Raw genomic sequence first — 25,278 nt, forward strand, 5'->3', positions numbered from 1 at the left:
CACGGCGCGCCCCGGGGAAGGGGGCGACGGCCCCGGCCGGCCGCGCGGATCGCGGGGGTCAGGGCGCGGGCGTGATCGGGTAGATCAGGCAGGTGCTGGTGGCGTGGGCGATCAGGCGTGACCGGGCGTCGGTGACGCGTGCCTCCGCGAGCGCGGTGCGGCGGCCGCGCTGGAGCACCGTGCCCTCGCAGAGCAGGGTGCCGGAGTCGACGGTGACCGGGCGCAGGAACTTCACGTTGAGGTCCAGCGAGGTGTAGCCGACCCCGACCGGCAGGGTGGTGTGCACGGCGCAGCCGGCGGCGGTGTCGAGCAGGGTGGAGATGATCCCGCCGTGGACGGTGCCGAGCGGGTTGTAGTGGAACTCGCGCGGCACCAGCTCGACGGTGACCCGCCCCTCCTCGGCCGTCATCCGGGACATGTCGAGCAGGTGCATCACGGGCGGGGCGGACAGCTCGCCGGCGAGCATCGCCCGGAGGGTCTCCAGGCCGCTTCGCCGGCCGAGCTGCGCGGCGTTCTCGGCGGGGTCGGCCCAGGAGAAGGTACGGCTGCGCGCCGGTTCCTGCGTCTGCGTCATGGACTCAGCCTCGCAGCGCGTTGCTGAGTCTGTCAACAAGACCTAGCCTGGTCGGCATGAGACCCGAGGCGCTGGACTGGTCGGTGGAGAACTGCACGATCGCCCGCGCGATGGAGATCCTCGGCGAGCGGTGGACCCTCGTGGTGCTCCGGGAGGTGTTCAACGGCGTCCGCCGCTTCGACGACATGCGCGTGCGCACCGGCATCCCGCGTCAGGTGCTCACCAACCGCCTGGCCGGCCTGGTGGAGCGGGGCGTGCTGCGTCGCGAGCCGTACCGGGAGCCGGGGAGCCGGGTGCGGCACGAGTACCGGCTGACCGAGATGGGCCTGGACCTCTGGCCGGTGCTCGTCGCCGTGCTCGGCTGGGGCGACCGCTACCTCGCCGACCCGGACGGGTCGCCGCTGAGCGTCGGGCACCGGGACTGTGGCGCCGAGGTCCGGGTCGAGCTGCGCTGCGACGGGGGGCACCGGGTGGGATCGGTGCGCGACGTGGTGCCCCGGCCGGGCCCGGGGGCGCGCCGCCGCGCCGGCTGACGGGCGGGCCGGTGGGCGGGACGTCTCGCCCCGCCCACCGGGCGTCACCAGCCGAAGCCGGCGGCGTACGAGACGCTGGCCAGGACCTGCTGGCCGGCCGCGTTCGGGTGGAAGTAGTCCCAACCGGAGAGCTGGTTGAGGCTGAACGGGTAACCGAACACCGCGTTGTCGTCGAAGTCGCAGTTCGGGCCGTACGCGGCGCAGGCCCGGGCGAGCTGGGTGTTGTAGTCCATGACCCGCTGGCGTACGCGGTCGCGCCGGTCCACGTCCGCGGGCGCCGTGGAGGTCGGGTTGGCCAGCATCGACTGGCAGATGCCGAAGAGCGACCAGGCCGTGCGAGCGCTGCCGCTGTCCTTGCCCACGAACCAGAGCCGGTGGATGTCCGGGATGCTGATCACCAGCACCCGGGCGCCGGGCAGGCCGGACCGCAGCCGGTTCAGGGCCGCGTCGATGTTGGCCCGGAAGGTGCCCACCGGCGTCATGCTCGACTCCGAGCTGGTGCACGCGTCGTTGGCGCCGATCAGCATCGTGACGTAGCCGACGCCCTGGCCGACCGCCGTGGCGGCCTGCCCGGCCATGTCGGCCGACTTGGCGCCGGAGCGGGCGTCGTTGTGGTTGCGGCCGTTGATGGCCGGGTTGACGGCGCGGATGCGCAGGTAGTGGCTGTTGACCGCGGAGTTGTCGCCGGTGCTGAACGACCGGGACGTGCAGTCGACGTACCAGCCGCAGGCGTTGAAGCCGCGGGTGATCGAGTCGCCGAGGCTCGCCATGGCGGTCGGTGGCGGGCCGGGATCGGCGACGGCGGGCGTGGCGGGGAGCAGGGTGAGCGCGGTGAGGGCGGCGAGCGGGACGAGCAGGCGCCGGATGGGGGACATGGTGGCCTCCGGATCGCGGTTGCCGACAGTGACGGGGCGGTGAGCAGATGGTATAGACGACCATCTGTGTCCACAATGTTTCCGTCCGGTGACCGCCGTCGTCGGGGCGAAAAGGGCAAACCGGGTCTTGCTTAGGATCTTAAGCATGTGAATACTTCAGTGAGTCCGGCCGGTTCCCCCAGTTCGGCCGGACCTTCCCGGGCCCTCGCCACTCCCGGTGCGGGCCGTCGCCCCCTCCCTGGAGGTTGTTGCATGCGACCCACGAGGTCCACACTCCGCCGCGCCGCCACCGTCGCCGTGGCCGGAACCCTGGTCGTCGGTTCGCTGATCGGCGCACCCGCCCAGGCCGCTCCCGCGGCGTCCCCCGACTCGGCGGCCACCCTCGCCGAGCGGCTCGGCGCGCGCTCCGCCGGCTCGTACGCCGACGCCAGCGGCAAGATGGTCGTCACCGTGACCGACGAGGCCGCCGCCCGCGAGGTCCGCGCCGCCGGCGCCACCCCGCGGTTCGTCCAGCGCGGCGCGTCCGAGCTGGCCCGGGTGACGTCCGACCTGGAGCGCAGCGTGAAGATCCCGGGCACCGCCTGGTGGACCGACCCGGTCACCAACCAGGTCGTCATCTCCGTGGACAGCACCGTGACCGGCGCCAAGCTGGAGCGGGTCAAGGCCGCCGCCGCGCGGGCCAACGGCGCGCTGCGGGTCGAGTCCGAGGCCGGCGTGCTGAGCACCCGAATCTCCGGCGGGCAGGCCATCTACGCGGGCGGCGGCGGCCGCTGCTCGCTCGGCTTCAACGTCCGCAGCGGCAGCACCTACTACTTCCTGACCGCGGGGCACTGCACCAACATCTCGTCGAGCTGGTACTCGAACTCCGCCCAGACCAGCCTGCTGGGCACCCGCACCGGCACCAGCTTCCCGGGTAACGACTACGGCATCGTCCGCCACAACAACTCGGCGAACGCGGCCGGCAACGTCTACCTCTACAACGGCAGCTACCGCGACATCACCGGCGCCGGCAACGCCTACGTCGGCCAGTCCGTGCAGCGCTCCGGCAGCACCACGGGCCTGCGCAGCGGCTCGGTGACCGCCCTCAACGCCACGGTCAACTACGCCGAGGGCAGCGTCTCCGGCCTGATCCGCACCAACGTCTGCGCCGAGCCGGGCGACAGCGGCGGCTCGCTGTTCAGCGGCGGCACCGCGCTGGGTCTGACCTCCGGCGGCAGCGGCAACTGCCGCACCGGCGGCACCACCTACTTCCAGCCGGTGACCGAGGCGCTCAGCCGCTACGGCGTCAGCGTCTTCTGATCCCCACCCCGCGAGCGGGCCGCCGGATTCGTCCGGCGGCCCGCGTCGCCTTCCCGGGGACGGCCGGCGAGGGAGCGGTCAGGTCAGGGAAGCCGACGGCGGCGCGGAGCCGGGCCGTGCGCCGGGCTGGTCGGCCCCTCCGGCACGGCTCCCCCGGGACCGACGGGCGGTGCGGCGTCGGCGGCCGGGGCGCGGTGCGCCCGGCGGGCGGACAGGACCGCCAGCAGCGGCCAGAGCGCGACGGCGACCGCCGTCACCCGCTCGGCCAGGCCGGTGCGTGACCCGCCGGTCACCTCGAACGCGAACCAGCCGAAGAGACCCAGCAGAACGACGGTGACGGTCAGCCCCACCGCCCGCCGGAACGCCCAGGGCGGCTGGGCGACGGGCCCGGCCACCGGGCCCCGCGGCAGCCGCAGCGCCGCGCCGGCGGGCCAGAGCGCCAGGGCGAGGACGGCCACCGTCGCCACGATGCCGTGGCCGAGGGAGCCGCCCACGGTCGGCCGGGGGAAGGCGATGAGTGCGATCGTGGCCACCCCGCCGACGGCGAGCAGGAAGCGGCTGGGCAGGCAGGCCGCGTGCAGCACGGCGGCGATCGCCACGTAGCAGGAGCCGAGCAGCACGAAACAGCCGATCATGATCCAGGGGTCGGTGGCGTCATGCCCGGCCAGCTCGCTGATCGTGTCCCGGATCGGGTCGTAGCCGCTCGGCTGGCGCGCACCCGCGACCGTCCATCCGGTCACCAGCAGCACGGGTGCCGCCGCCGCGGCGGCGACGGCCCACGTCGGTACGACGCGCATCCGGTCACGGTAGCCAACGCGGGAGCTCGCCGAGCGGCGTTCGGCGCCTCGCCCACCAGCGATTCGCCCCGGCGTGCCGGGTGCCCGGAGGAACGAGCGTCGCCCCTGACAGAATGCCGGTGAGGACTGTTCCACGATGAGGAGTTGCCAGCCGTGATCCGTACCCATAATGCCGGAAGCCTGCGCGCCGCGGACGCCGGCTCGACGGTGACGCTCGCCGGCTGGGTGGCCCGCCGGCGCGACCACGGCGGCGTCATCTTCGTCGACCTGCGCGACGGGTCCGGCGTGGTCCAGGTCGTCTTCCGCGAGGAGGACGCGCACGCGCTGCGCAACGAGTTCTGCGTGAAGGTCACCGGCGAGGTGACCCGCCGCCCCGAGGGCAACGAGAACCCGGACCTGCCCACCGGCGAGGTCGAGGTCACCGCCGCCGAGCTGGAGGTGCTCTCGGAGGCCGCGCCGCTGCCGCTGCCGGTGGACGACCAGGTCGAGGCCGGCGATGACGTACGCCTGCGCTACCGCTACCTGGACCTGCGCCGCAGCGGGCCCGCGAAGGCCGTGCGGCTGCGGTCCCGGGCCAACCAGCTGGCTCGCAAGGTGCTGCACGAGCGGGACTTCCTGGAGATCGAGACCCCGACGCTGACCCGCTCGACGCCCGAGGGCGCCCGCGACTTCCTGGTGCCGGTACGCCTGCAGCCCGGCAGCTGGTACGCCCTGCCGCAGTCGCCGCAGCTGTTCAAGCAGCTGCTGATGGTCGGCGGCATGGAGCGCTACTACCAGATCGCCCGCTGCTACCGGGACGAGGACTTCCGCGCCGACCGGCAGCCGGAGTTCACCCAGCTCGACATCGAGATGTCCTTCGTCACCGAGGACGATGTGATCGACCTCGGCGAGGCGATCGTCTCGGAGCTCTGGTCGGACCTGGCCGGCTACGAGATCCCCCGGCCGATCCCGCGGATCACCTGGCATGACGCGATGGCCCGGTACGGCTCCGACAAGCCCGACCTGCGCTACGGCGTCGAGCTGACCGAGCTGACCGACTACCTGCGGGGGACCGAGTTCCGCGTCTTCGCGGGCGCGATCGACGCCGGCGGCTACGTCGGCGCGGTGGTGATGCCCGGCGGCGCGAGCCAGACCCGCAAGGAGCTGGACGGCTGGCAGGACTGGGCGAAGGCGCGCGGCGCGCGCGGCCTCGCGTACGTGGTGCTGGACGCGGAGACCGGCGAGGCGCGCGGCCCGGTGGCGAAGAACCTCTCCGAGGCGCACCTGGCGGGGCTGGCCGACGCGGTCGGCGCGAAGCCCGGCGACGCGATCTTCTTCGCGGCCAGCACGAACACCCGTGAGGCGCAGGAGTTGCTCGGCGCGGCCCGGGTGGAGATCGCCAAGCGGGCCGGTCTGATCGACGAGAGCGCGTGGGCGTTCTGCTGGGTCGTCGACGCGCCGATGTTCGAGCGCGACGACGAGGGTGGCTGGACGGCCGTGCACCACCCGTTCACGTCCCCGAACGCCGAGTGGGTGGACCGGTTCGAGGAGGCTCCCGACCGGGCCCTGGCGTACGCGTACGACATCGTCTGCAACGGCAACGAGATCGGTGGCGGCTCGATCCGTATCCACCGGGGCGACGTGCAGCGGCGGGTCTTCGACCTGCTCGGCATCACGCCGGAGGAGGCGCAGGACAAGTTCGGCTTCCTGCTGGACGCGTTCAAGTACGGCCCGCCGCCGCACGGCGGCATCGCCTTCGGCTGGGACCGGGTCTGCATGCTGCTCGCCGGCGCGGACTCGATCCGCGAGGTGATCGCGTTCCCGAAGACCCGGGGTGGCTTCGACCCGCTGACCGGCGCGCCGACGCCGATCACCGCGCAGCAGCGCGCCGAGGCGGGCATCGACGCCAAGCCGAAGCCGCAGGCGGCGCCGCACGCGGGCACGGCCGGCCCCGCGGCCCCGGTCTCCGACCCCACCTGACCCACCCGGTCAGCTCTGGTCGATCAAGAGGTCTGCGCCATGATCGCGGGGTCCGGGTGACGCGGACCTCTTGGTCACCGGGTTGAGGAGGGGCGGCGTGACCGTTCTCGTCGTGGGCGCCAGCGGGTTTCTCGGCGGTGCGGTGTGCCGGCGGGCCGTCGCGGCCGGACGCCAGGTGGTGGGGACCTACCACTCGGGCGCCGTCGGGGTGGCCGGGGTCGAGGCGCACCGGCTCGACGTGACCGACCGCGCCGCCGTGCGCGCGCTGGTCGCCCGGGTGCGGCCGACCGCGGTCGTCGGCACCCCCTACCGGTACGGCGACTGGGCGGTCACCGCCGACGGCGCGGCGCACGTCGCGTACGCGGCCGCGGAGGTGGGCGCCCGGCTGGTGCACCTCTCCAGCGACGCGCTGCACGCCGGTCGCGACCGGCCGTACGGCGACGACGAGCCGCCCACCCCGGTCTTCCCCTACGGTGCGGCGAAGGCGGCGGCCGAGACCGCCGTGCGGGCCATCGACCCGGCCGCCGTGCTCGTCCGCACCTCGCTGATCGTGGGGGAGGGGAGCAAGCAGATCCAGCTCTGCCGGGACGCCCTCGCCGGGCGGGCGGTCCTGTTCACCGACGAGCTGCGCTGCCCCGTCGACGTCGTCGATCTCGCCGCGGCCGTCTGCGAGCTGGTCGACTCGGACTACGCCGGCCCGCTGAACGTGGCCGGCCCGGACGCGGTCAGCCGTGCCGACCTCGGCCGGCTGGTGGCCCGCCACGAAGGGCTCGACGCCACCGGCCTGAAGACCGGCACGGGCGCCGAATCCGGCCTGCCGCGCCCCACCGACGTACGCCTGGACTCCACCCGCGCCGCGGGGCTGCTGCGGACCCGCCTGCGCGGCGTGCGCGAACTCCTCGCCGCCTGACCGGCCGCTCGCCGACCCTCCGTCGGTGCACACTTCCTACGCACAACTATTGTGCATAGGAAGTGTGCACAGTTATTGTGCATGTATGGAGACCTCACCCCCCGCGCCGAACGAGCCGCGCACCGTCCAGGTCGACGCGCGGCAGATCCGCGTCCTGGCCCACCCGCTGCGGATGCGGCTGCTCGGCCTGCTCCGGGTGGACGGCCCCGCGACGGCCACCACCCTGGCCGGCAGGCTCGACACGAACACCGGGGCGACCAGCTACCACCTGCGGCAGCTCGCCGAGGTCGGGCTCGTCGAGGAGGACCCTGACCTCGGCACCGGCCGGCAGCGCTGGTGGCGGGCGGTGCACGACATCAGCAACTTCGAGCCCACCGACTTCGACGACGACCCCGACGCGCGGGCGGCGGTGCGGTGGATCGAGACCAACCAGGTGCGGCTCATGGCCGAGCAGGCGGAAGCGTGGCTGGCCGTCGCCGACGACCAGCCACGCGACTGGCGCGACGCCGCCGCGCTGAGCGACATGGTCCTGACGCTCGACCCGGCCCGGCTCCGGGCGCTCAACGACGAGCTGTGGCAGGTGCTGATGCGCTACCACGAGGGCCCGCCGCCGGACGGGCCGGACGCCCGGCAGGTGCACGTCTTCCTGTCCGCCTTCCCGCGGGTGGGGGAGAGGTGAGCGCCCTGAGCGTGGCCCAGGTGCGCCACCGCTTCCTGGTGCTGCACGGCCTGCGCTGGCTCCCCACGGGCCTCATGATCCCGGTGATGATCCTGCTGATGCAGGAGCGGGGGCTCTCGCTCTCGCAGATCGGCCTGGTCTCCGTGGCCCAGGGGATCGTCGTGCTCGCGCTGGAGCTGCCCACGGCCGGGCTCGCCGACGCGCTCGGCCGCAAGCCGGTGCTGGTGGCCGCGTGGGCGCTCAACCTCGCCTCGCTCGCCCTCTTCGCGGTGGCCGACTCGTTCGCCCTGTTCTTCCTGGTCTGGGCCCTGCAAGGGGTCTTCCGCGCGCTGGACAGCGGTCCGCTCGAATCCTGGTACGTCGACGCGACCCTGGCCGCCGACCCGGAAGCGAAGTACGAGGCGGGCCTCGGCCACGCGGGCACCGTCATCGGCCTCGCCATCGGCGCCGGCGCCCTGCTCGGCGGCGGGCTGGTCGCGCTCGGTCCGATGGGGCCGGTCAGCGCGCTCACCGTGCCGGTCCTGGCGGCCGGTGCGCTGCAGGTGGTGGCCCTCGTCGTGCTGCTGGTGCTGCTGCGCGAGGTCCGCCGGGCGAGGGGTGCGGGTGCGCTGCGGGCGTCGGTCGCCGAGGCGCCCCGGATGGTCGGGCAGGCGATCGGCCTGCTGCGCCGGTCCCGGGTGCTGCTCGCCCTGGTGGCGGTCGAGCTGTTCTGGGGCTTCGGCATGGTGACCTTCGAGTCGCTGCTGCCCGTCCGCCTCGCCGAGGTCGTCGGCGACGGCGAGCGGGCCGCGGCGCTGCTCGGCCCGGCGAGCTCCGCGGCCTGGCTGGCCCAGGCGGCCGGAGCGGCGCTCACCCCGCTGCTGCTGCGCTCGCTCGGCGCCGCGCCCAGCGCCGCCCTGCTGCGCGTCCTGCAGGGCGGCACCGTCGTCGGGATGGGGCTCTTCGCCGGCCCGGTCGGTGTGCTGGTGGCCTACCTCGCCTGCTACACGGTGCACGGTGCGTCCAACCCGCTGCACATGGGCCTGCTGCACCGCCAGGTCGACGGCCCGTACCGGACCAGCGTGATCTCGCTGAACTCCATGATGGGCCAGCCCGGGTTCGCGATCGGCGCCGTGGGGCTCACCGCGCTCGCCGACGCGGTGAGTGTGCGCGCCGCGATGCTGGTCGGCGCGGTGGTGCTGGCCGTCGCCGCCCCGCTCTACCTGCCCGCCTGGCGCGCCGGCCGAGGCGCCGCCGGTGCGGCGGACACGCCGGACACCTCCGGGCCCACGCCACCGTCGACCCCCGCGGGCGACGCCGCCCCGGTGGCCGGCTCGGTGGGCTGAGGACCGGAGGGTATCCGCGGGGGGCGGGCGTCCGCCGGCCCCCCGAAGCTCGCCCGCGTGGCGCTCCGGCCGCCGCGCCGCACGGTGCGGGACGCGGACGGCGGGCGGTCCGTGTCGCTCAGCCCAGCAGCACGGAACTGCGGGTCACGGTGTTGGTGAAGCCGAGCCGCCGGTAGAGGCGGATCGCCCCGACGTTCGTGGTGTAGACACCGAGCGCGGCGTGGTCGTACCGGGCGAGCAGCGTGCGGGTCATCCCGGCGGTGAGCGCCGCGCCCAGGCCGCGCCCGCGTGCGGCCGGGGCGACGGTCAGCCCGGCGAGGAAGCCGACCTCGCCGCGGCTGCGGTCCGCCCCGCAGGCCACGAGCCGGTCGCCGTCACGGATGCCGTACCAGTCGACGACCCGGGGGTCACCCGGCCGCGACGTGGTGGTGGGAAACGCCTCGTCGATGAGCGCGGTGAGCGCCGGGTGATCGGCCTCGGTGAGGCGTACGACCCGCTCCTCGCCCGGCTGCTCCGGAGGCGGGGTGGTGGTCCAGAGGAAGTCCCAGTCCTCGTGCTTCGCCACCCGCAGTGGACCGGCCGGCCCGGTCGCGTCGAAGCGGGGCAGGTGCAGCCAGTCGCCGGCGCCGAGCGCCCCCTCGGCCACCAGCGCGGCGCAGACGTCCAGCGCGGCCCCCGCCGCGCCGAGCGCCGCCGCGGCGGGACCCTGCCGGGCGGGCAGCAGCCACACCACCGTGCCGTCGCGCCGGTAGCCGCGCGGCGCGCTGTCGCGCCACAGGGAGTGCCGGGCGTACGGGTGGCCTCCGGTGGCGGCCAGGACGGCGGCCCGACCCTCGAGCACCTGGTCGGCGATGATCATGCCCTCACCCTAGGAGCCACCGGTGCGGACCCGTCCGCCGGTGCCCCTTCGGGCCGCCGCGTCCACGGTGGAGATTGGCGACGGGACCGATCGGGTACATCCCGTGCCGACCTGACGGGAACCCCCACCGGAGGAACGACATGCTCGCCATTCTCGCGGCGATCGTATTCGGATTCGCCCTGCTCCTCGACCTGATGAACACCAACTTCGGCGCGCCGGACCTGTTCAACTGGAACACCCTCGTGCTGATCGGCCTGCTGCTGCTCGCGCTCTACCTGGCGGGCGTCGGCCGGGGACCGGGCGGCAGCGGCCGTGGCCGCTGGTACTACGGCCGGCGACCGGGCCGCGGCTGACCGGAACCGATCACCCAGGGCTGGGCCGCGGCGTGATTCCGGCGTCGCGGTCCCGGCCCGGTACTGTTCTCGTGATGGAGTCCGACGCCCTCTTCTCCCTCGGCGAGCCCGCCGGAGCGCCCAGCGCCCCCGCGGGCTCCGGTGTCGCCGACGGGTTCACCGCGGTGGGGCCGGATTCGCCCCTGCCCGTCCGGATGCGCCCGGCGACCCTGGACGAACTGGTCGGGCAGGAGCACCTGCTCGCACCGGGGGCCCCGCTGCGGCAACTGGTGTCCGGCGGCGCGCCCATGTCGGTCATCCTGTGGGGGCCGCCCGGCAGCGGCAAGACCACCATCGCGCACCTCGTCGCGCGGGCCACCGATCGCAGGTTCGTCGCGATGTCCGCGCTCTCGGCCGGCGTGAAGGACGTGCGCGCCGTCATCGAGACCGCGCGCCGCCAGCGCCGCAGCGGCGGCCCGCAGACCGTGCTCTTCATCGACGAGGTGCACCGCTTCAGCAAGACCCAGCAGGACTCGCTGCTCGCCGCGGTCGAGGACCGCACCGTCACGCTGCTCGCGGCCACCACCGAGAACCCGTACTTCTCGGTGATCTCGCCGCTGCTGTCGCGGTGCGTGCTGCTCACCCTCCAGCCGCTCGACGACGACGCGGTCCGCGGCCTGCTGCGCCGGGCGGTCGCCGACGAGCGCGGCCTCGGCGGCGCGCTCACCCTGGAGCCGCAGGCCGAGGAGCACCTCGTGCGGCTGGCCGCCGGCGACGTCCGCAAGGCGCTCACCGCCCTCGAGGCCGCCGCGGCCTCGGCCACCGCGCTGGGCACCGGGCGGATCGACCTGGCCACCGCCGAGCAGGCGGTGGACGTCGCGGCGGTCCGTTACGACCGCGACGGCGACGCGCACTACGACGTGATCAGCGCGTTCATCAAGAGCATGCGCGGCTCGGACGTGGACGCGGCGCTGCACTGGCTGGCCCGGATGCTGGTGGCCGGCGAGGACGCCCGGTTCATCGCGCGCCGCCTGGTGATCTTCGCGAGCGAGGACGTGGGCATGGCCGATCCGGGCGCGCTGAGCGTCGCCACCGCGGCCGCCCACGCGGTGGAGTACGTGGGTCTGCCGGAGGCGCAGCTCAACCTCGCCCAGGCGGTGATCCACATGGCCACCGCCCCGAAGTCCAACTCGGCGACCACCGCGATCGGCGCGGCGATCGCCGACGTACGCGCCGGACGGGGCGGCCCCGTCCCGCGAGGGCTGCGCGACGCGCACTACGCGGGCGCCCGCGGTCTCGGCCACGGCGCCGGTTACCGCTACCCGCACGACGACCAGCGCGGCGTGGTCACCCAGCAGTACGTGCCCGACGACCTGGTGGGCACCGACTACTACCAGCCCAGCCAGCACGGCGCGGAGCGCGCGGTGGCCGCCCGGGTGCCGCTGCTGCGCCGGATCGTGCGGGGCCTGCCCGCCCCGGCGGCCCGCCCCGAGACGCCGGAGCCACCGGCGGAGCCGGGCAGGCGCGCGTCGACGGCACGGGCGGACGCCCCGGGGGAGCGACCGGCGGGTTCGGCGGCGGACCCGGTCCCGCTGGCCGCGGCGGTCAACGGCGACCGGTCGGCGGGCCCGCGTGGCGCCGGCGCGGCACAGGAGGGCGGCAGCGGTGCCGCCGAGGAGGGGCAGCAGTGAGATCCCGTGGTGAGCGACCGGAGGACGGCCCGGACGAGCGGCGTGATTCCCGCGCCAAGGGCCGCCGCTGGGGGCGGAACCGGGCCGAGGCCGCGCCGGAGGAACCGGTGGTCGGCGAGGAGTTCGGCTGGATCGACGACCTCCGGTCGGCCAAGCAGCAACGCGCCGAGCTGGGGCCCGAGGGCGGAGAGCCGGGACCGGTACCGCGGGGCGGCGCGCCCCTGACGCCCGGCCACCCCGGCCCGGACACCCCGCCACCCGCGGGCGCCCCGATGCCGCCCGCCGCGCCCCCCGTACGCCGTGGCGGCCCCGACACGGGCGCCCGGCGTCCGGCCGACGGGCCGTGGCCCGGCGCGCCCGAGGCGCCGCCCGCCGCGCGCCGCCCGGAGCAGCGGCCACCCGCGCCGCCGCCGGGCGTCGCCGGCGTTCCCGGCGCCGCGCCGCCCCAGCCGGGCCGGCGGGGTGCCGCCGCGGTGCCCGGCCCCGGTCCGCACCCGACCTCCGGCCCCGGTCCGCACCCGACCCCGGGTGGCCCCGCCGGCCCGCAGGGTGTCCCGCCCGCGGCCCGGTCGGCCGCCGGCCCGCGGCCACGCCCGGTTCCGGGTGGGCCGGCGGGATCACCGGACGCCCCGCCCGTGGCCGAGCCGACCGGCGCCCGGCCCGGCGGTCGTCCCGAGCGGTCCGCCGCCGCGGGTCCGACCTCGGGTGGCCCCACCGGACATCCGCCCGCCGGCCCGGCGCCGCACCCGACGTCGGGCCCACCGGCGAGCCGCCGGCCGTCGCCCGGCCGCCGGAGCGCCGCCGAGCAGACTCTGTCGACCGGGAGCGTGCCCGCGGGTGGGCGGGCCGTCGCGCGCCCCGGCGAGGGCGTGCCCGTCGACCCCACCGAGCACGGCCCGGTCGCCGGGCCCGGTTCCCCCGGCCTGCCGCCGGTCGGTGCGCAGCCCGTCGCCCCCGACGGGCTCCACGCCGACGGGCCCGCGGAGCGCGGCCGTCGCGCCGGCGCGCGCCGCCGTGCCGGCCTCGACCCCGAGAACCCCGCCGCCTCCGGGCCCCTCGGCGACCGTCCGTCGTCGGGCGGTCGCCGACGTGCCGCCGACCCCGACCAGCCGACGGCCGCGCCGGTGGCCGGCTCGCCGATGCCCGCGAGCCCGGGTGGGGACGCGGTCTCCGGGCGGGACGGCGGGCGTCGCCGCCGCGCCGTCGAGGACACCGACGTCACCGCGCACGGTCGTCCCGGTCCCGCCGACCCGGCGGAGCCCGACCCGGGCCGTCGTCGTGCGACGGGTGGGGCGGAGGCCCCCGGTCGCCGTCGTGCCGAGGAGCTGGACGAGGGCGGCAGGCGTGCGGGGCGTCGTCGTGCCGCCACGGACGAGACCGACCCCGCCGCGCCCGGCCGGGGCGAGCGCCCCGAGCGCCCCGCCGACTGGCTGCGACAGGCGGGCCGGCCGCCGCACACCGACCCGAAGCTGCCTGTGATCAACCGAGCCGGTGCGGCCTCGGCGCCGCCACCGGCGGCCCCGGACCGGTCCACCGGCCGGCGGCCCGCCCCGGGCCTCGTCCCACCGGGTCAGGACCCGCCGGCCCCGCGCGGGGCCGGTCGCCGGACCAGGCCGCCGGGCGGGGATCCGACCGGCGAGCAGCCGACCGGTCCCCGCGTTCCCGGGCCCGCCGACGGCGCGACCGGTGGCCGTCACGGACTGCCCGGCGACCCGGCACAGGAGGAGCCGACCGGCCGCCGAGGCGCGGCGCCGCAGCGGCCGCTCGACGAGCCCCCGACCGCCCGAGCCGGCCGGCAAGCGTCGGCCGACCCCACCACGGGAAGCCTCGCCGGCCCGACCGGCACCGGCCGTGCCGTGCCGCGGCCCGGTTCCGAACCGACCTCCGGAGGTCCCGCCGGGCCGGCCCGGCCGGGCCGCGCGCCACGCCCCGGTACCGAACCGCGGCCGGGGTCCGGTCCGGACGGTCCGGCTCGTGGTGCGGCCCGCCCCGGCCCGGTGCCGCCCGTGGCGGGTCCGGAGGGTCCGGCTCGTGGTGCCGCCCGTCCGGGTGGGGTGCCGCCCGTGGCGGGTCCGGAGGGTCCGGCTCGTGGTGCCGCCCGTCCGGGTGGGGTGCCGCCCGTGGCGGGTCCGGAGGGTCCGGCCCGTGGTGCCGCCCGTCCCGACCTGCCGCCGCTGAGTGGTGCCGTCCCCCCGGGTCGCCCCGGCCCCGACGGTCCCGGCCGTGCCACCGACGCCACGGGCGAACAGGGCAGACCCCCGACCGCGGCCGCTCGCGCGTCTGCCCCGGGCCGGCCGGGCCCCGACGACCGAGTCGCCGGCCGGGCCCTGCCGCCGCAGCGGGAGCCCGGCCGGCCGGAACCCTCCGGTGTCTCACCGGTCCCCGGCCCCGGCCGCCCGCCGGAGCCGCCCGTGGCCGCCCGTGCCGCCGCCGTCGTGCCCCCGCCCCTCCCGGAAGCGGACGCTGCGGCGACCGATCCGGTGGAGCCGCCGCACCTGCGGCGCGCGCAGGACGAGGAGGACGCGCAGGCCGGTGGCGCCGGTGGGTTGCGCGGCGCGCGGTCCGAGCTGCGCCGGCAGATGCGTGAGCGCCGCCGGCTGCGGATGCTCGCCCTGGCGCTGGTCAGTGTGGTCCTGCTCGGTGCCGTGCCCGCCTACTTCGGCTTCCGTACGCTCAGTCGCGACCCGGTCTTCGACTCGCTCGACGAGTTGAACGTGCCGGGGTGGGCGGCGGTGAAGACGGTCGACGACGTCAGCGGCAGCCGCTGGTGCCTGCTCGACTGCCGGCTGCGCGAACGCACCCTCACCTCGGAGAAGTCGCCGGAGGAGACCGTCAAGGTCTACGAGGACGCGCTGCGGCAGGACGGCTGGCGGCCGTGGAAGGTGGCCCGGTGCCCGGAACAGGAGGAGAAGGGCAGCTACACCTGCTGGCGCAAGGACGAGCTGACGCTCGACCTCTGGGTACGCGCCCCGGCCTGCGTGCCGCCACCGGTCGACGGCGAACCGGCCATCGTGCCGTCTCCCGACCCGTCGGCCGCTGCGGAGACGTGCACCGGCTCGTTGGTGTCGGTGAAGGTCCGCAACGCGATCGACGACGAGCGGACCAGGCCGTTGCCCAGCACCGAACCGTCACTGCCCGGGGAGGATCTGCTCCCGTCGCTGACCGGAGACCCACTGGGCGAGCCGACACCCTCACCGTCGTGAGCCGATTTCCATCACGGACGGTAGGGTCTGGGGCTGGCAGGCCCGCCTGTTCCCGCTGACCGGCGACGGTCGTGCAGCGGCGGTGTGGGCACGGACGGTGGTGCGTTCCGGGAAAGTCCGGTTCGGTGCAACTGCTAGAGGAGGACAGGCGTGGGCATTTTGGAGGTCGCGGCGCTGATCGCGGCGATCGCGTTCGCGATGCTGGTGTTGATCCTGACCCTGCCCATCCTGCGGCTGCGGCACACCGTCGACGCCACCACCCGGATGATCAACGACCTGAACGACCGGACGGGCCCGCTGCTCGGCGACGTGAACACCACGGTGAAGAACGTCAACACCACCCTGGAGCAGGTGCAGACCTCCCTCGACGGCGTCAACCTCCAGCTCGCCAAGGTCGACACGATGACCGGCCACGCCCAGAACGTCACCGCCAACGTCGCCAACCTGGTCGCCGTGGTCTCCGCCGCCGCGGCGAACCCGCTGGTGAAGGTCGCGGCCTTCGGTTACGGCGTCCGGAAGGCGGCCGCGGCCCGCCGGCACGCGGAGACCGAGCGTGACGTGCGTGACGCCATCAAGCAGCAGCGGCGGGCCGCCCGGCGCGGCGAGCGCTGAGCGCCCCGGGCGAGACCGGGAGGTACGAGGGAACATGAGACGTTTGTTCTGGCTGGGCATCGGGCTGGCCGTCGGCGTGGTGGTGGTCCGCAAGGTGACCCGCACCGCACAGTCGTACACCCCGGCCGGCATCGCGAGCACGCTGTCACAATCTGCTGGCGGCCTGGTCGAGTCGCTGCGTAGCTTCGTGGAGGACGTCCAGGTCGGGATGGCCGAGCGCGAGCAGGAGATTCACCAGGCGTTCGCCCAGGGCGAGGCGTTCGACGACCAGTTCTCCGACCTGCGGGAGGATCCGCGGATCGGCGACCGAGAGATCTTTCCGGAGGAACACCAGCGATGAAGACGGCGGAGATCAAGCGGCGGTACCTCGCCCACTTCGAGGCGAACGGCCACGCCGTGGTGCCGTCCGCTCCGCTGCCCGCCATCAGCGACCCGAACCTGCTGTTCGTCAACGCCGGCATGGTGCAGTTCGTCCCCTACTTCCTGGGGCAGCAGACCCCGCCCTACCAGCGGGCCGTCAGCGTGCAGAAGTGCATCCGGACGCCCGACATCGACGAGGTCGGCAAGACCAGCCGGCACGGCACGTTCTTCCAGATGAACGGCAACTTCTCCTTCGGTGACTACTTCAAGGAGGGGGCGATCCCGCTCGCCTGGGACCTGGTCACCAAGCCGCAGGACCAGGGCGGCTTCGGGCTCGACCCGGAGCGGATCTGGGCGACGGTCTACCTCGACGACGACGAGGCGTACGAGATCTGGCGCCGCATCGGCATGCCGGCGGACCGCATCGTGCGCCGGGGCAAGAAGGACAACTTCTGGTCGATGGGCATCCCCGGGCCGTGCGGCCCGTGCTCGGAGCTCTACTACGACCGGGGTCCGGAGTACGGCCGCGAGGGCGGGCCGGAGGTGGACGAGGACCGCTACCTCGAGTTCTGGAACCTCGTCTTCATGCAGTACGAGCGGGGGCCGGGCATCGGCAAGGAGGACTTCCCGATCCTCGGTGAGCTGCCGGCGAAGAACATCGACACCGGCATGGGCCTGGAGCGCATGTCCTCGATCCTGCAGGGCGTCGACAACCTCTACGAGATCGACGAGATCCGGCCGACCCTGGACCGGGCCGCCGAGCTGACGGGCAAGCGGTACGGTGCGCGCTCCGGGCACGCGGCCAACGAGTCGCACCCCGACGACGTGCGGCTGCGGGTGATCGCCGACCACGTGCGTACCGCGCTGATGCTGATCGGCGACGGTGTCACCCCGTCGAACGAGGGCCGTGGTTACGTGCTGCGGCGGATCATGCGTCGGGCGATCCGGTCGGTGCGGCTGCTCGGCTGGCAGGAGCGGGCGCTCCCCGAGCTGCTGCCGGTGGCCCGGGACTGCATGGCCCCGTCCTACCCGGAGCTGGCCGCCGACTTCGACCGGATCGCCTCCTACGCGTACGCGGAGGAGGACGCGTTCCTGTCCACGCTGCGCGCCGGCACCACGATCCTGGACGTGGCGATCGCCGAGACCCGGGGCGCGGGCGGGACGGCCCTCTCCGGTGAGAAGGCGTTCCAGCTGCACGACACGTACGGCTTCCCGATCGACCTGACGCTGGAGATCGCGGCCGAGCAGGGCCTGCAGGTGGACGCGGAGGGCTTCCGCCGGCTCATGGCCGACCAGCGGGCGCGGGCGAAGGCCGACGCGCAGGCCCGCAAGACCGGGCACACCGACCTGTCGGCGTACCGGGCGGTGCTCGACGCGGGGGGTCCGGTGGAGTTCACCGGCTACACCGAGGTGACCCGCGAGTCGCGGATCCGGGCGCTGCTCGGCGCGGGCGGCCCGCTGGGCGCGGCCGTGGAGGGGGAGACGGTCGAGCTGGTGCTCGACACCACCCCGTTCTACGCCGAGGGCGGCGGACAGCAGCCCGACCAGGGCATGATCACGGTCGGCGGCGGTCAGCTGGAGGTGCTCGACGTCCAGCAGCCGGTGCCCGGTCTGATCGTGCACCGGGCGCGGGTGGTCCGGGGCGAGGTGCGCCCCGGCGAGGGTGCCTACGCCGAGATCGACACCAGCCGCCGACGGGCCATCTCCCGCTCGCACACCGCGACCCACCTGGTGCACCAGACCATGCGCAACTTCCTGGGCGAGTCGGCCACGCAGGCCGGTTCGCTGAACGCGCCCGGTCGGCTGCGCTTCGACTTCAACACCCCCACGGGGGTGGCGCCGAGCGTGCTGCGGGACGTGGAGCAGCAGGTCAACGAGGTGCTCCTCGCCGACCTGGAGGTGCACGCCTTCATCACCTCGCTCGACGAGGCGCGGCGGATCGGCGCGATGGCGCTCTTCGGTGAGAAGTACGGCGAGCAGGTACGGGTCGTCGAGGTCGGCGACTACGCCCGGGAGCTGTGCGGTGGCACGCACGTGGCGCGCTCCGCGCAGCTCGGCCTCGTGAAGATCCTCTCCGAGTCGTCCATCGGCTCCGGCGTACGCCGGGTCGAGGCGCTCGTCGGGATGGACGCGTTCAACTTCCTGGCCCGGGAGCACCTGCTGGTCTCCCGCCTCGCCGAGCTCTACCGGGTGCCGTCCGAGCAGGTCGCCGACCGGGTGGAGCAGACCGTCACGCAGCTGCGCGACGCGGAGAAGGAGCTGGAGAAGCTCCGTGCCCAGCTGGTGCTGGGCGGGGCGAGCGCGCTGGCCGCGCAGGCGAAGGACGTGCGCGGGGTCGCGTACGTCGGCACCGAGGCGCCCGAGGGTGCGGCCGGCAACGACGTGCGGACGCTCGCCCAGGAGATCCGCGGCAAGATCGACCCGGCGCGGCCCGCGGTGGTCGCGGTGGCGGCCCGCGGCAACGGCAAGGCCTCGCTGGTGGTGGCGGTGAACCAGGCGGCCCGCTCCCGCGGTCTGGCCGCGTCGGATCTGGTGAAGGCGGCCTTCTCGGGCCGTGGCGGCGGCAGCCCCGACCTGGCCCAGGGTGGCGGCCTGCCGGCGGCCGAGGCCCCGAACCTGCTACTCACCGTCGAGAAGGCGATCGCCGAAGCGTGATGGGCGACCATCGGGAACCGGGGTGGGTCGTCGGACCCACCCCGGTTCGCGCGTTCCGGCGAGGTGACACCCGGTGACCGAGCTGTCGCGGGGCGTGCGCCTGGGCGTGGACGTCGGGCAGGTGCGGATCGGCGTCGCCCGTTCCGACCCGCACGGCGTGTTGGCGACCCCACTGGTCACCGTGGCCCGTGACCGGACGGCCGCGCCCGACGCCACCCCCAGTGACCTGGTCGAACTCGCCGCCCTGGTGGCGGAGCACGAGGCGGTCGAGGTGGTCGTGGGCCTCCCCGTCGACCTCGCCGGCCGGCACGGGCCGGCCGCGATCCACGTGAAGGCGTACGCCGACCGGCTGGCCGATGTGATAGCTCCGGTGCCGGTGACGCTCACCGACGAGAGGATGTCAACGGTCGTGGCATCTCGTAGGCTGGCCGAGCGTGGCGTCCGAGGCAAGCGCCAACGCGCGGTGGTCGATCAGGCCGCCGCGGTGGAGATTCTGCAGAGCTGGCTGGATGCGCAGCGGAGGCGGACGTAATGATCGACGATCTCGACCTGGGCTTCGACGAGGCGGAGCGGGGGGAGAAGGGCCGACACCGACGCGGATACGTGCGCAAACGGAACGGCAAGGGCGGCGGTCGGAGCAAGAGCATCCTGGCGTTGCTGCTCGCCCTGGTCCTCCTCGGTGGCATCGGTGGCGGAGCCTTCTACGGCTTCGACCGGATCCAGAACTACTTCGTCACGCCCGACTACGACGGTGCCGGCACCGGTGAGGTCAACGTCGAGATCAAGCAGGGCGCGCTGATCGCCGACATGGCGGACGCGCTCTACGCGGCGGACGTGGTGAAGAGCCCCAAGGCGTTCATCGAGGCGGCGGAGGCGAACTCGCGCAGCAAGAACATCCAGCCGGGCCTCTACAAGCTGCGCAAGCAGATGAGCGGCGAGCACGCGGTCACCGCGATGCTCGACCTGAAGAACCGGATCGTCAACGGGATCACGATCCCGGAGGGCCGCACCGCCAAGAACATCTACAAGCTGCTCTCCGAGAAGACCAAGATCCCGGTGAAGGACTTCGAGGCCGCGGCGAAGGACCCGGCCGCGCTCGGCGTGCCGGACTGGTGGTTCACGCGCAGCGACAAGAAGAAGGTCACGCCGTCGATCGAGGGCTTCCTCTACCCGGACACCTACGAGATCCCGCCGAAGGCCACCGCCGAGAGCATCCTCAAGCTGATGGTGGACAACTTCCTCACCGTCACCGGGCAGATGGAGTTCGCGGACCGGGTGCAGAAGGAGCGCGGCGGCATCTCGCCGTACGAGGCGCTGATCGTCGCCTCGCTGGCGCAGGCGGAGGCGGGCAACAAGGACGATCTCGGCAAGGTCGCCCGGGTCGCCTACAACCGCGTCTACGGCGACTTCCAGTGCAACTGCCTGGAGATGGACGTCACGGTCAACTACTACCTGGAGCTGATCGGAAAGCCGACCAAGGCCTCCAAGGACATGACCGACGCCGAGCTCGACGACCCGAAGAACCCGTACAACCGCAAGCTGCGCGGGCTGCCGCCGACCCCGATCAACAATCCGGGCAAGGAGGCCATGGCGGGAGCGATGGACCCGCCCGCCGGCAAGTGGCTGTTCTTCGTGGCCATCGACAAGGAGGGGCACTCCGAGTTCGCGGAGACCTACGAGGAGCACCAGCGTAACGAGGCCAAGGCCCGGGAGGCCGGGATCATCTGATGGCGCAGCGACGGCGCGCGGCTGTGCTCGGCAAGCCGATCGGGCACTCCCTCTCCCCGGTGATCCACAACGCCGGTTACGCGGCGGCGGGGCTGGACGGGTGGTCGTACACCCGGATCGAGTGCGCCGAGTCGGAGCTGCCGGGCCTGGTCGCCGGCCTGGGCCCGGAGTGGGCCGGGCTGTCGGTGACCATGCCGGGCAAGGAGGCGGCGCTCGCCGTGGCCGACGCCGCCTCACCGGTCGCGGTGGCGGTCGGCGCGGCCAACACGCTGGTACGCCGCCCGGACGGCTCCTGGTACGCCGACAACACCGACGTGGCCGGGATGGTCGAGGTGCTCGCCGGTGCCGGCGTGGTGCCGGGCGCCGCGATGACCGTGCTCGGCGCGGGCGGCACCGCGCGGGCGGCGCTGGCCGCGGCGGCCCGCCTCGGCGTGCGGACGGTGACCGTGGTGGCCCGCCGGGGGGCCGCCGTCGAGGCGCTGCGCCCGGTGGCCGGCGCGGTCGGCGTGCCAATGGCCGGGGCGGCCTGGGTGGAGGCGGGCGCCCACCTGGGCGCCGACGTCGTGGTGTCCACCGTGCCGAAGGGGGTCGCCGACCCGCTCGCGGAGGCGGGCTCCTGGCGGCCGGCGACGGTGCTGTTCGACGCCCTCTACGACCCGTGGCCGACCCCGCTGGCCGCCGCCGCCACGGCGGCGGGCTGCCCCGTGGTGTCCGGCCTCGACCTGCTCCTCGCCCAGGCGGTCGGGCAGTTCGAGCAGTTCACCGGCGTACCCGCCCCGCGCGCGGCGATGGCCGCGGCGCTCGACGCCGCCCGCCGGGGGTGAGGTCACCACCGCCGGCCGGGTGCCGTCTTAGCCGACGATTAAGAAGCGCTTAGGTCGCCCTGACTTCCGCCCGACACCGGTTGGCCGTCGATACGCTGCTCTCCGTTACCGCACCGGACACAGGGAGTTTCCCGTGAGCAGGCACGGACAGCACCGCCTTCCCCGCAGCCGAGGCCCGCGGCGCAAGGCCCTCGCGCTCGGCGTCGTCGGCGTCTCGGCGGTGGCCGGCATCGTGGCGACGATGATGCCGCTGCTGGCGGCGGACGACCTGTCGATCACCGCGACCGCGGACACCACGGCGACGACGGTGCCGCAGGACGGGGACAACGCGGCCAAGACCACACTGGCCACCTGCCCGGCGCCCTGCGACGGGAATCCCCGCGGCGGGCGGGACGCCGTCGTGCGGTTCGCGGTGACCACGCTGCCGGCCACCGCGGTCAACGTCCGGGCCACCCTGCGGGTGCACGCCTGGCAGACGTTCGCGGCGACGGTGACCGCGCACGCCTCGACCGTCGACGCCCGGGCATCCCGCCCGGCCCCGGCCGCCCCCGGGCCGGCGTTGGACACGGTCACCGGGGTGCGGCCGGGCTTCAACGAGTGGGACATCTCGGCGCTGGTGACCGGCAACGGCACCTACACGGTCTCGCTCGCGCAGACCGGCCTGGACACTCGGATCTACTGGGCCGCCACCGAGAACCGTGACCCGCAGCTGCGCCCCCGCCTGCTCCTCACGTACGACGTCGGGGCGAGCCCGGCGCCGGCTCCCACCTCGGCCCGCCCGGCGCCGTCGTCGACACCGAGCGCGTCACCCAGCGCGCCGTCGAGGCCCTCGCCGACGGCCAGCCCCACCCGGACCTCCCCGAGGCCGACGCCGAGCACCTCGGTGGGGTCGGGGTCGGGCCGCTGCGGCGACGTGTCGGCGAAGCTCGTCCCCTCCTGCGGGGCCTGGTGGGGCATGTACTCCCCGACCAGCGCCGCGGACGGCTGGGACCACGGCCGGGCGGTCGCCGAGGTGGAGGAGCAGGTCGGACGCCGGTTCGACATCGTGCACCGCTACCACGACTTCTCCAACACCGGCAGCAACGGCGCCTTCCCGGACGTCTACGAGCGGGAGCAGATGCGTGAGGGTCGGTTGATGTTCTTCGCCTGGGAGTCCCGGATCTTCTCCACCGGAACGGTGCTGACCTGGGCGGACGTCTACAGTGGCCGGTACGACGCGACCATCGACGCGGTGGCGGGCCGGATCGGGGACACCGGGGTCCCGGTCTTCCTCGGCTTCGACCACGAGCCCGAGGACGAGCCGGCCAAGGGCAGCGACGCCGAGTTCGTCCGCGCCTGGCGGCACGTGCACGACCGGTTCGCGGCGGCCGGAGCGCACAACGCGGTGTGGGTCTGGACGATGATGGGCTGGTCCGGGCACTACGACCGGTACGCCGGTCTCTACCCCGGCGACCGCTACGTCGACTGGGTGGCGTACGACCCGTACAACTTCCACGTCTGCAACGGCAGCCGGACGTGGAAGAGCCCGAGCACCACGGTGGGCGGCTTCTACCGGTGGCTCGACGAGCACGGCATCGGCGCCGGCAAGCCGCGGATGCTCGCCGAGTTCGGCACCAACTTCGACGCGGCCGACCCGGACGCGAAGCGGCGGTGGTTCGAGGAGTTCCCGGCGGCGCTCAAGGCGCACCCGAAGATCAAGGCGGCGATCTACTTCAACTCCCCGGGCATGACCACCACCACGGCCACCTGCAACATGACGATGAACCACGACGCGGCGGCGCTGGCCGGCTTCACCCGCGCCGGCCAGGACAGCTACCTGCGGCAGCCGACCCGAGGGGGTGGCGCGACACGGTGACGCGCCGGTGACGCGACGTCGCCGGCCGGTGTCGGATCCCCGACTTCGCGGGGATCTGTCAGCTAGCGGATTCACTGACCGGCCAATCGGCGGATATCGCCCACCCCGGTTCGCAAGGCAGGCTACGCGAGTTCTCATCCATCTTGGAGGCGTAGCGTGCCCAAACTCCCGTTCCGTCGGCGCACCGCCGGAAGACTTCGCACCTGGGCGGGGGCGGTGGCGCTGACCACCGTCGCCGCGGTGGCGGCCGTGCCGACCGCGTCCAGCGCGGCCGTGGTGCCCGCCCCGCAGACGGCGACCCTGGTGTCCGCGAATCCGGCCGACACCACGCCGCACGCCAGGGACGGCGAGACTCGCGCCTTCGCACAGGTCGGCAACATGGTCTACGTCGGCGGCAGCTTCACCCAGATCCGGCGGACCGCCAGCGCCGCGTGGACCACCCAGCGTTACCTCTTCGCCTACGACCGCACCACCGGGGCGATCTCCACGACCTTCCTGCCGGTGCTCGACGGCGCCGTGAACACGCTGGTCGCGGGCCCGGGCGGCACGGTCATCGTCGGCGGCGCCTTCAAGAACGTCAACGGCGTCGCCCGCAAGAACCTGGTGGCGCTCAACCCGACGACCGGTGCGATCGTCGACAGCTGGGTGGGCCGCTCCGACGGCGGCACCGTCCGCGACCTGGTGCTGCACGACAACTGGCTCTACGTCGCCGGCGCGTTCAACTGGCTCAACGGTACCGCGCACGCCGGCCTGGCCCGGCTCAACGCCACCACCGGCGCCATCGACCCGAACTTCAACATCAACATCGCCACCGGGCGGCACGGCACCGCGCCGTACGTCTGGGCCATCGACGTCTCGCCCAACGGCCAGACCCTGGTCGTCGGCGGCAACTTCCTCACCCTCAACGGGCTGTCGCGCAACCAGATCGGCCTCGTCGACCTGTCGGGCACGCCCGAGGTGATCGACTGGAGCACCGAGAAGTACGTGGCCCCCTGCGCCGACCCCGCGACGTTCGTGCACTACGTGCAGGACGTGAAGTTCGGCGGCGACGGCAGCTGGTTCGTGGTGGGCAGCAACGGCGGCAGCGGCTGGCCGGCCGCGTACTGCGACGCGCTCGTCCGGTTCGAGACCGCCGCCCGTGGCACCGGCCAGATCGCGACCTGGGTCGACTTCACCGGCAACGACACCATCACCTCGGTCGAGGTCGCCGACAACGTGATCTACCTCGGCGGGCACTTCCGCTGGTTGAACAACCCCAACGCCAGCGACCGCGCCGGCTCGGGCGCCATCGACCGGCTCGGCATCGCCGCCGTCACCCCGGCCACCGGCATGCCGGTCAGCTGGAACCCGCGGCGCAGCGGCGGCTCGGCCCTGCCGTCCGGCGCCAGCAACTGGGGCTCCTCGGTGCCGGTGCTGTGGCGCGGCTCCGACGGCCTCTACTTCGGGCACAACTCGGACGGCATGGGCGACGAGTACCACGGCCGGCTCGGCATGTTCCCGCTCGCCGGCGGGCGCACCATCACCCCGAAGAACCCGCCCACCGCGACCACGGGCAACCTCTACCTCGGCACCGGCTCGGCGACGCTGGCGAAGGTGCCGTTCGACAGCACGAGCATCGGCACGCCGACCACGGTCAGCCAGCCCAACTACACCGGCGCCGGCGCGACGTGGCGGGTCTCCGACCGGATCTACTGGTCGCACACGGTCTCCGGCACCCCCACCGGCAGCCGGATCGACATCTCGATGTTCAACGGCGGCGCCATCGGCGCACCGTGGGAGGCCTCCGGCTACAACGACTGGTTCAACCCGGCGGCGATGACCGGGGCCTTCTTCCTCGACGGGCGGCTCTACTACACCCGCTCCGGGGCCAGCGGTCTCTACTACCGCTACTTCGAGATCGACGGCAACTACCTCGGCGCCACCGAGTTCACCCTGCCGACGAGCGGGGTGACGTGGTCGACCGTGCGCGGCATGGCGTGGGTGGGCGGCCGGATCGTCTACGGGGCCACCGACGGGACGCTGCGCAGCGTCCCGTTCGACCCGACCGCGACGCCGGCGGTGAACGGGTCGGGCGCTACGGTGATCGCCACGGCGGCGCCGGGGCTGAGCTGGTCGACCCCGTCGACGTTCTTCTCGGTGCAGTGACGGCTGACCGTTCGTAACCGAACATCGGTAGATTGTTCACCTCGGGCCGGCGGCGGGCGACCG

Annotated in this window: 21 protein-coding genes; 17 read left to right on the forward strand and 4 right to left on the reverse strand. The window is 74.3% G+C overall.

Features of this window, described 5'->3' with window-relative positions:
* Nucleotides 1-58 precede the first annotated feature (58 nt).
* Nucleotides 59-574, reverse strand: a complete 516-nt coding sequence (locus tag SM573_RS26540) for a PaaI family thioesterase (protein ID WP_474615077.1) — start codon at nt 572-574, stop codon at nt 59-61.
* Between the two features lie 56 nt (nt 575-630).
* On the opposite strand from SM573_RS26540, the gene SM573_RS26545 reads away from it, so the two are divergent.
* On the forward strand, nt 631-1,107 hold the full coding sequence (locus SM573_RS26545) for a winged helix-turn-helix transcriptional regulator (protein ID WP_474615078.1): 477 nt from the start codon (nt 631-633) through the stop codon (nt 1,105-1,107).
* A 44-nt stretch (nt 1,108-1,151) separates the two neighbouring features.
* Here the strand turns inward: SM573_RS26545 and SM573_RS26550 are convergent, their stop codons facing one another.
* Entirely contained in the window at nt 1,152-1,982 is an 831-nt protein-coding gene (locus tag SM573_RS26550) for a GDSL-type esterase/lipase family protein (RefSeq protein WP_474615079.1), read from the reverse strand.
* A gap of 252 nt (nt 1,983-2,234) precedes the next feature.
* On the opposite strand from SM573_RS26550, the gene SM573_RS26555 reads away from it, so the two are divergent.
* Nucleotides 2,235-3,281, forward strand: a complete 1,047-nt coding sequence (locus SM573_RS26555) for a S1 family peptidase (protein WP_474615080.1) — start codon at nt 2,235-2,237, stop codon at nt 3,279-3,281.
* 83 nt (nt 3,282-3,364) lie between these two features.
* On the opposite strand, the gene SM573_RS26560 is transcribed toward SM573_RS26555, so the two are convergent.
* Nucleotides 3,365-4,078: a DUF998 domain-containing protein gene (locus SM573_RS26560; protein WP_474615081.1), complete on the reverse strand. Its 714-nt coding sequence runs from the start codon at nt 4,076-4,078 to the stop codon at nt 3,365-3,367.
* Between the two features lie 153 nt (nt 4,079-4,231).
* Here SM573_RS26560 and aspS point away from each other — a divergent pair, with 153 nt between their 5' ends.
* The 4 genes from aspS to SM573_RS26580 all read left to right on the forward strand — a co-directional run bounded on the left by aspS (nt 4,232) and on the right by SM573_RS26580 (nt 8,951).
* Complete coding sequence (aspS, locus tag SM573_RS26565; RefSeq protein WP_474615088.1) at nt 4,232-6,037, forward strand: aspartate--tRNA ligase; 1,806 nt, start codon at nt 4,232-4,234, stop codon at nt 6,035-6,037.
* 97 nt (nt 6,038-6,134) lie between these two features.
* A complete protein-coding gene (locus SM573_RS26570; protein WP_474615082.1) occupies nt 6,135-6,947 on the forward strand; it encodes an SDR family oxidoreductase in 813 nt (270 codons plus the stop codon).
* A gap of 85 nt (nt 6,948-7,032) precedes the next feature.
* A complete protein-coding gene (locus SM573_RS26575) occupies nt 7,033-7,626 on the forward strand; it encodes a helix-turn-helix domain-containing protein (protein ID WP_474617322.1) in 594 nt (197 codons plus the stop codon).
* Nucleotides 7,623-8,951: an MFS transporter gene (locus tag SM573_RS26580; protein ID WP_474615084.1), complete on the forward strand. Its 1,329-nt coding sequence runs from the start codon at nt 7,623-7,625 to the stop codon at nt 8,949-8,951. The genes SM573_RS26575 and SM573_RS26580 overlap by 4 nt, the downstream gene beginning before the upstream one ends.
* A gap of 118 nt (nt 8,952-9,069) precedes the next feature.
* Here the strand turns inward: SM573_RS26580 and SM573_RS26585 are convergent, their stop codons facing one another.
* Nucleotides 9,070-9,810 (reverse strand): GNAT family N-acetyltransferase, encoded by a 741-nt coding sequence (locus SM573_RS26585; protein ID WP_474615085.1) that lies wholly within the window; start codon nt 9,808-9,810, stop codon nt 9,070-9,072.
* Between the two features lie 140 nt (nt 9,811-9,950).
* Between SM573_RS26585 and SM573_RS26590 the strand changes: the two genes are divergently transcribed.
* The 11 genes from SM573_RS26590 to SM573_RS26640 all read left to right on the forward strand — a co-directional run bounded on the left by SM573_RS26590 (nt 9,951) and on the right by SM573_RS26640 (nt 25,215).
* Entirely contained in the window at nt 9,951-10,163 is a 213-nt protein-coding gene (locus tag SM573_RS26590) for a hypothetical protein (RefSeq protein WP_328853458.1), read from the forward strand.
* Between the two features lie 74 nt (nt 10,164-10,237).
* Nucleotides 10,238-11,833, forward strand: coding sequence for a replication-associated recombination protein A (locus tag SM573_RS26595; protein WP_474615086.1), 1,596 nt, complete (start codon nt 10,238-10,240; stop codon nt 11,831-11,833).
* Nucleotides 11,834-14,412: 2,579 nt separating this feature from the next.
* The gene (locus SM573_RS26600) at nt 14,413-15,036 is read left to right on the forward strand and encodes a hypothetical protein (protein WP_474614860.1); all 624 of its coding nucleotides are present in this window, start codon (nt 14,413-14,415) and stop codon (nt 15,034-15,036) included.
* Nucleotides 15,037-15,186: 150 nt separating this feature from the next.
* Complete coding sequence (locus tag SM573_RS26605) at nt 15,187-15,648, forward strand: DUF948 domain-containing protein (protein WP_474614793.1); 462 nt, start codon at nt 15,187-15,189, stop codon at nt 15,646-15,648.
* A 34-nt stretch (nt 15,649-15,682) separates the two neighbouring features.
* Nucleotides 15,683-15,988: a hypothetical protein gene (locus tag SM573_RS26610; RefSeq protein ID WP_474614794.1), complete on the forward strand. Its 306-nt coding sequence runs from the start codon at nt 15,683-15,685 to the stop codon at nt 15,986-15,988.
* Nucleotides 15,985-18,663, forward strand: coding sequence for an alanine--tRNA ligase (gene alaS / locus SM573_RS26615; protein ID WP_474614795.1), 2,679 nt, complete (start codon nt 15,985-15,987; stop codon nt 18,661-18,663). Before SM573_RS26610 ends, alaS begins: the two co-directional genes overlap by 4 nt.
* Before the next feature lie 73 nt (nt 18,664-18,736).
* Nucleotides 18,737-19,195 (forward strand): Holliday junction resolvase RuvX, encoded by a 459-nt coding sequence (gene ruvX / locus SM573_RS26620; protein ID WP_474614796.1) that lies wholly within the window; start codon nt 18,737-18,739, stop codon nt 19,193-19,195.
* Nucleotides 19,195-20,391, forward strand: a complete 1,197-nt coding sequence (mltG, locus tag SM573_RS26625) for an endolytic transglycosylase MltG (protein WP_474614797.1) — start codon at nt 19,195-19,197, stop codon at nt 20,389-20,391. The genes ruvX and mltG overlap by 1 nt, the downstream gene beginning before the upstream one ends.
* Nucleotides 20,391-21,215, forward strand: coding sequence for a shikimate dehydrogenase (locus tag SM573_RS26630; RefSeq protein ID WP_474614798.1), 825 nt, complete (start codon nt 20,391-20,393; stop codon nt 21,213-21,215). Before mltG ends, SM573_RS26630 begins: the two co-directional genes overlap by 1 nt.
* A 133-nt stretch (nt 21,216-21,348) precedes the next feature.
* Complete coding sequence (locus SM573_RS26635; protein ID WP_474617323.1) at nt 21,349-23,070, forward strand: glycoside hydrolase; 1,722 nt, start codon at nt 21,349-21,351, stop codon at nt 23,068-23,070.
* 216 nt (nt 23,071-23,286) lie between these two features.
* On the forward strand, nt 23,287-25,215 hold the full coding sequence (locus SM573_RS26640; RefSeq protein WP_474614861.1) for a delta-60 repeat domain-containing protein: 1,929 nt from the start codon (nt 23,287-23,289) through the stop codon (nt 25,213-25,215).
* The last annotated feature ends 63 nt before the right edge of the window (nt 25,216-25,278 follow it).

This window comes from Micromonospora xinjiangensis (assembly GCF_056150165.1).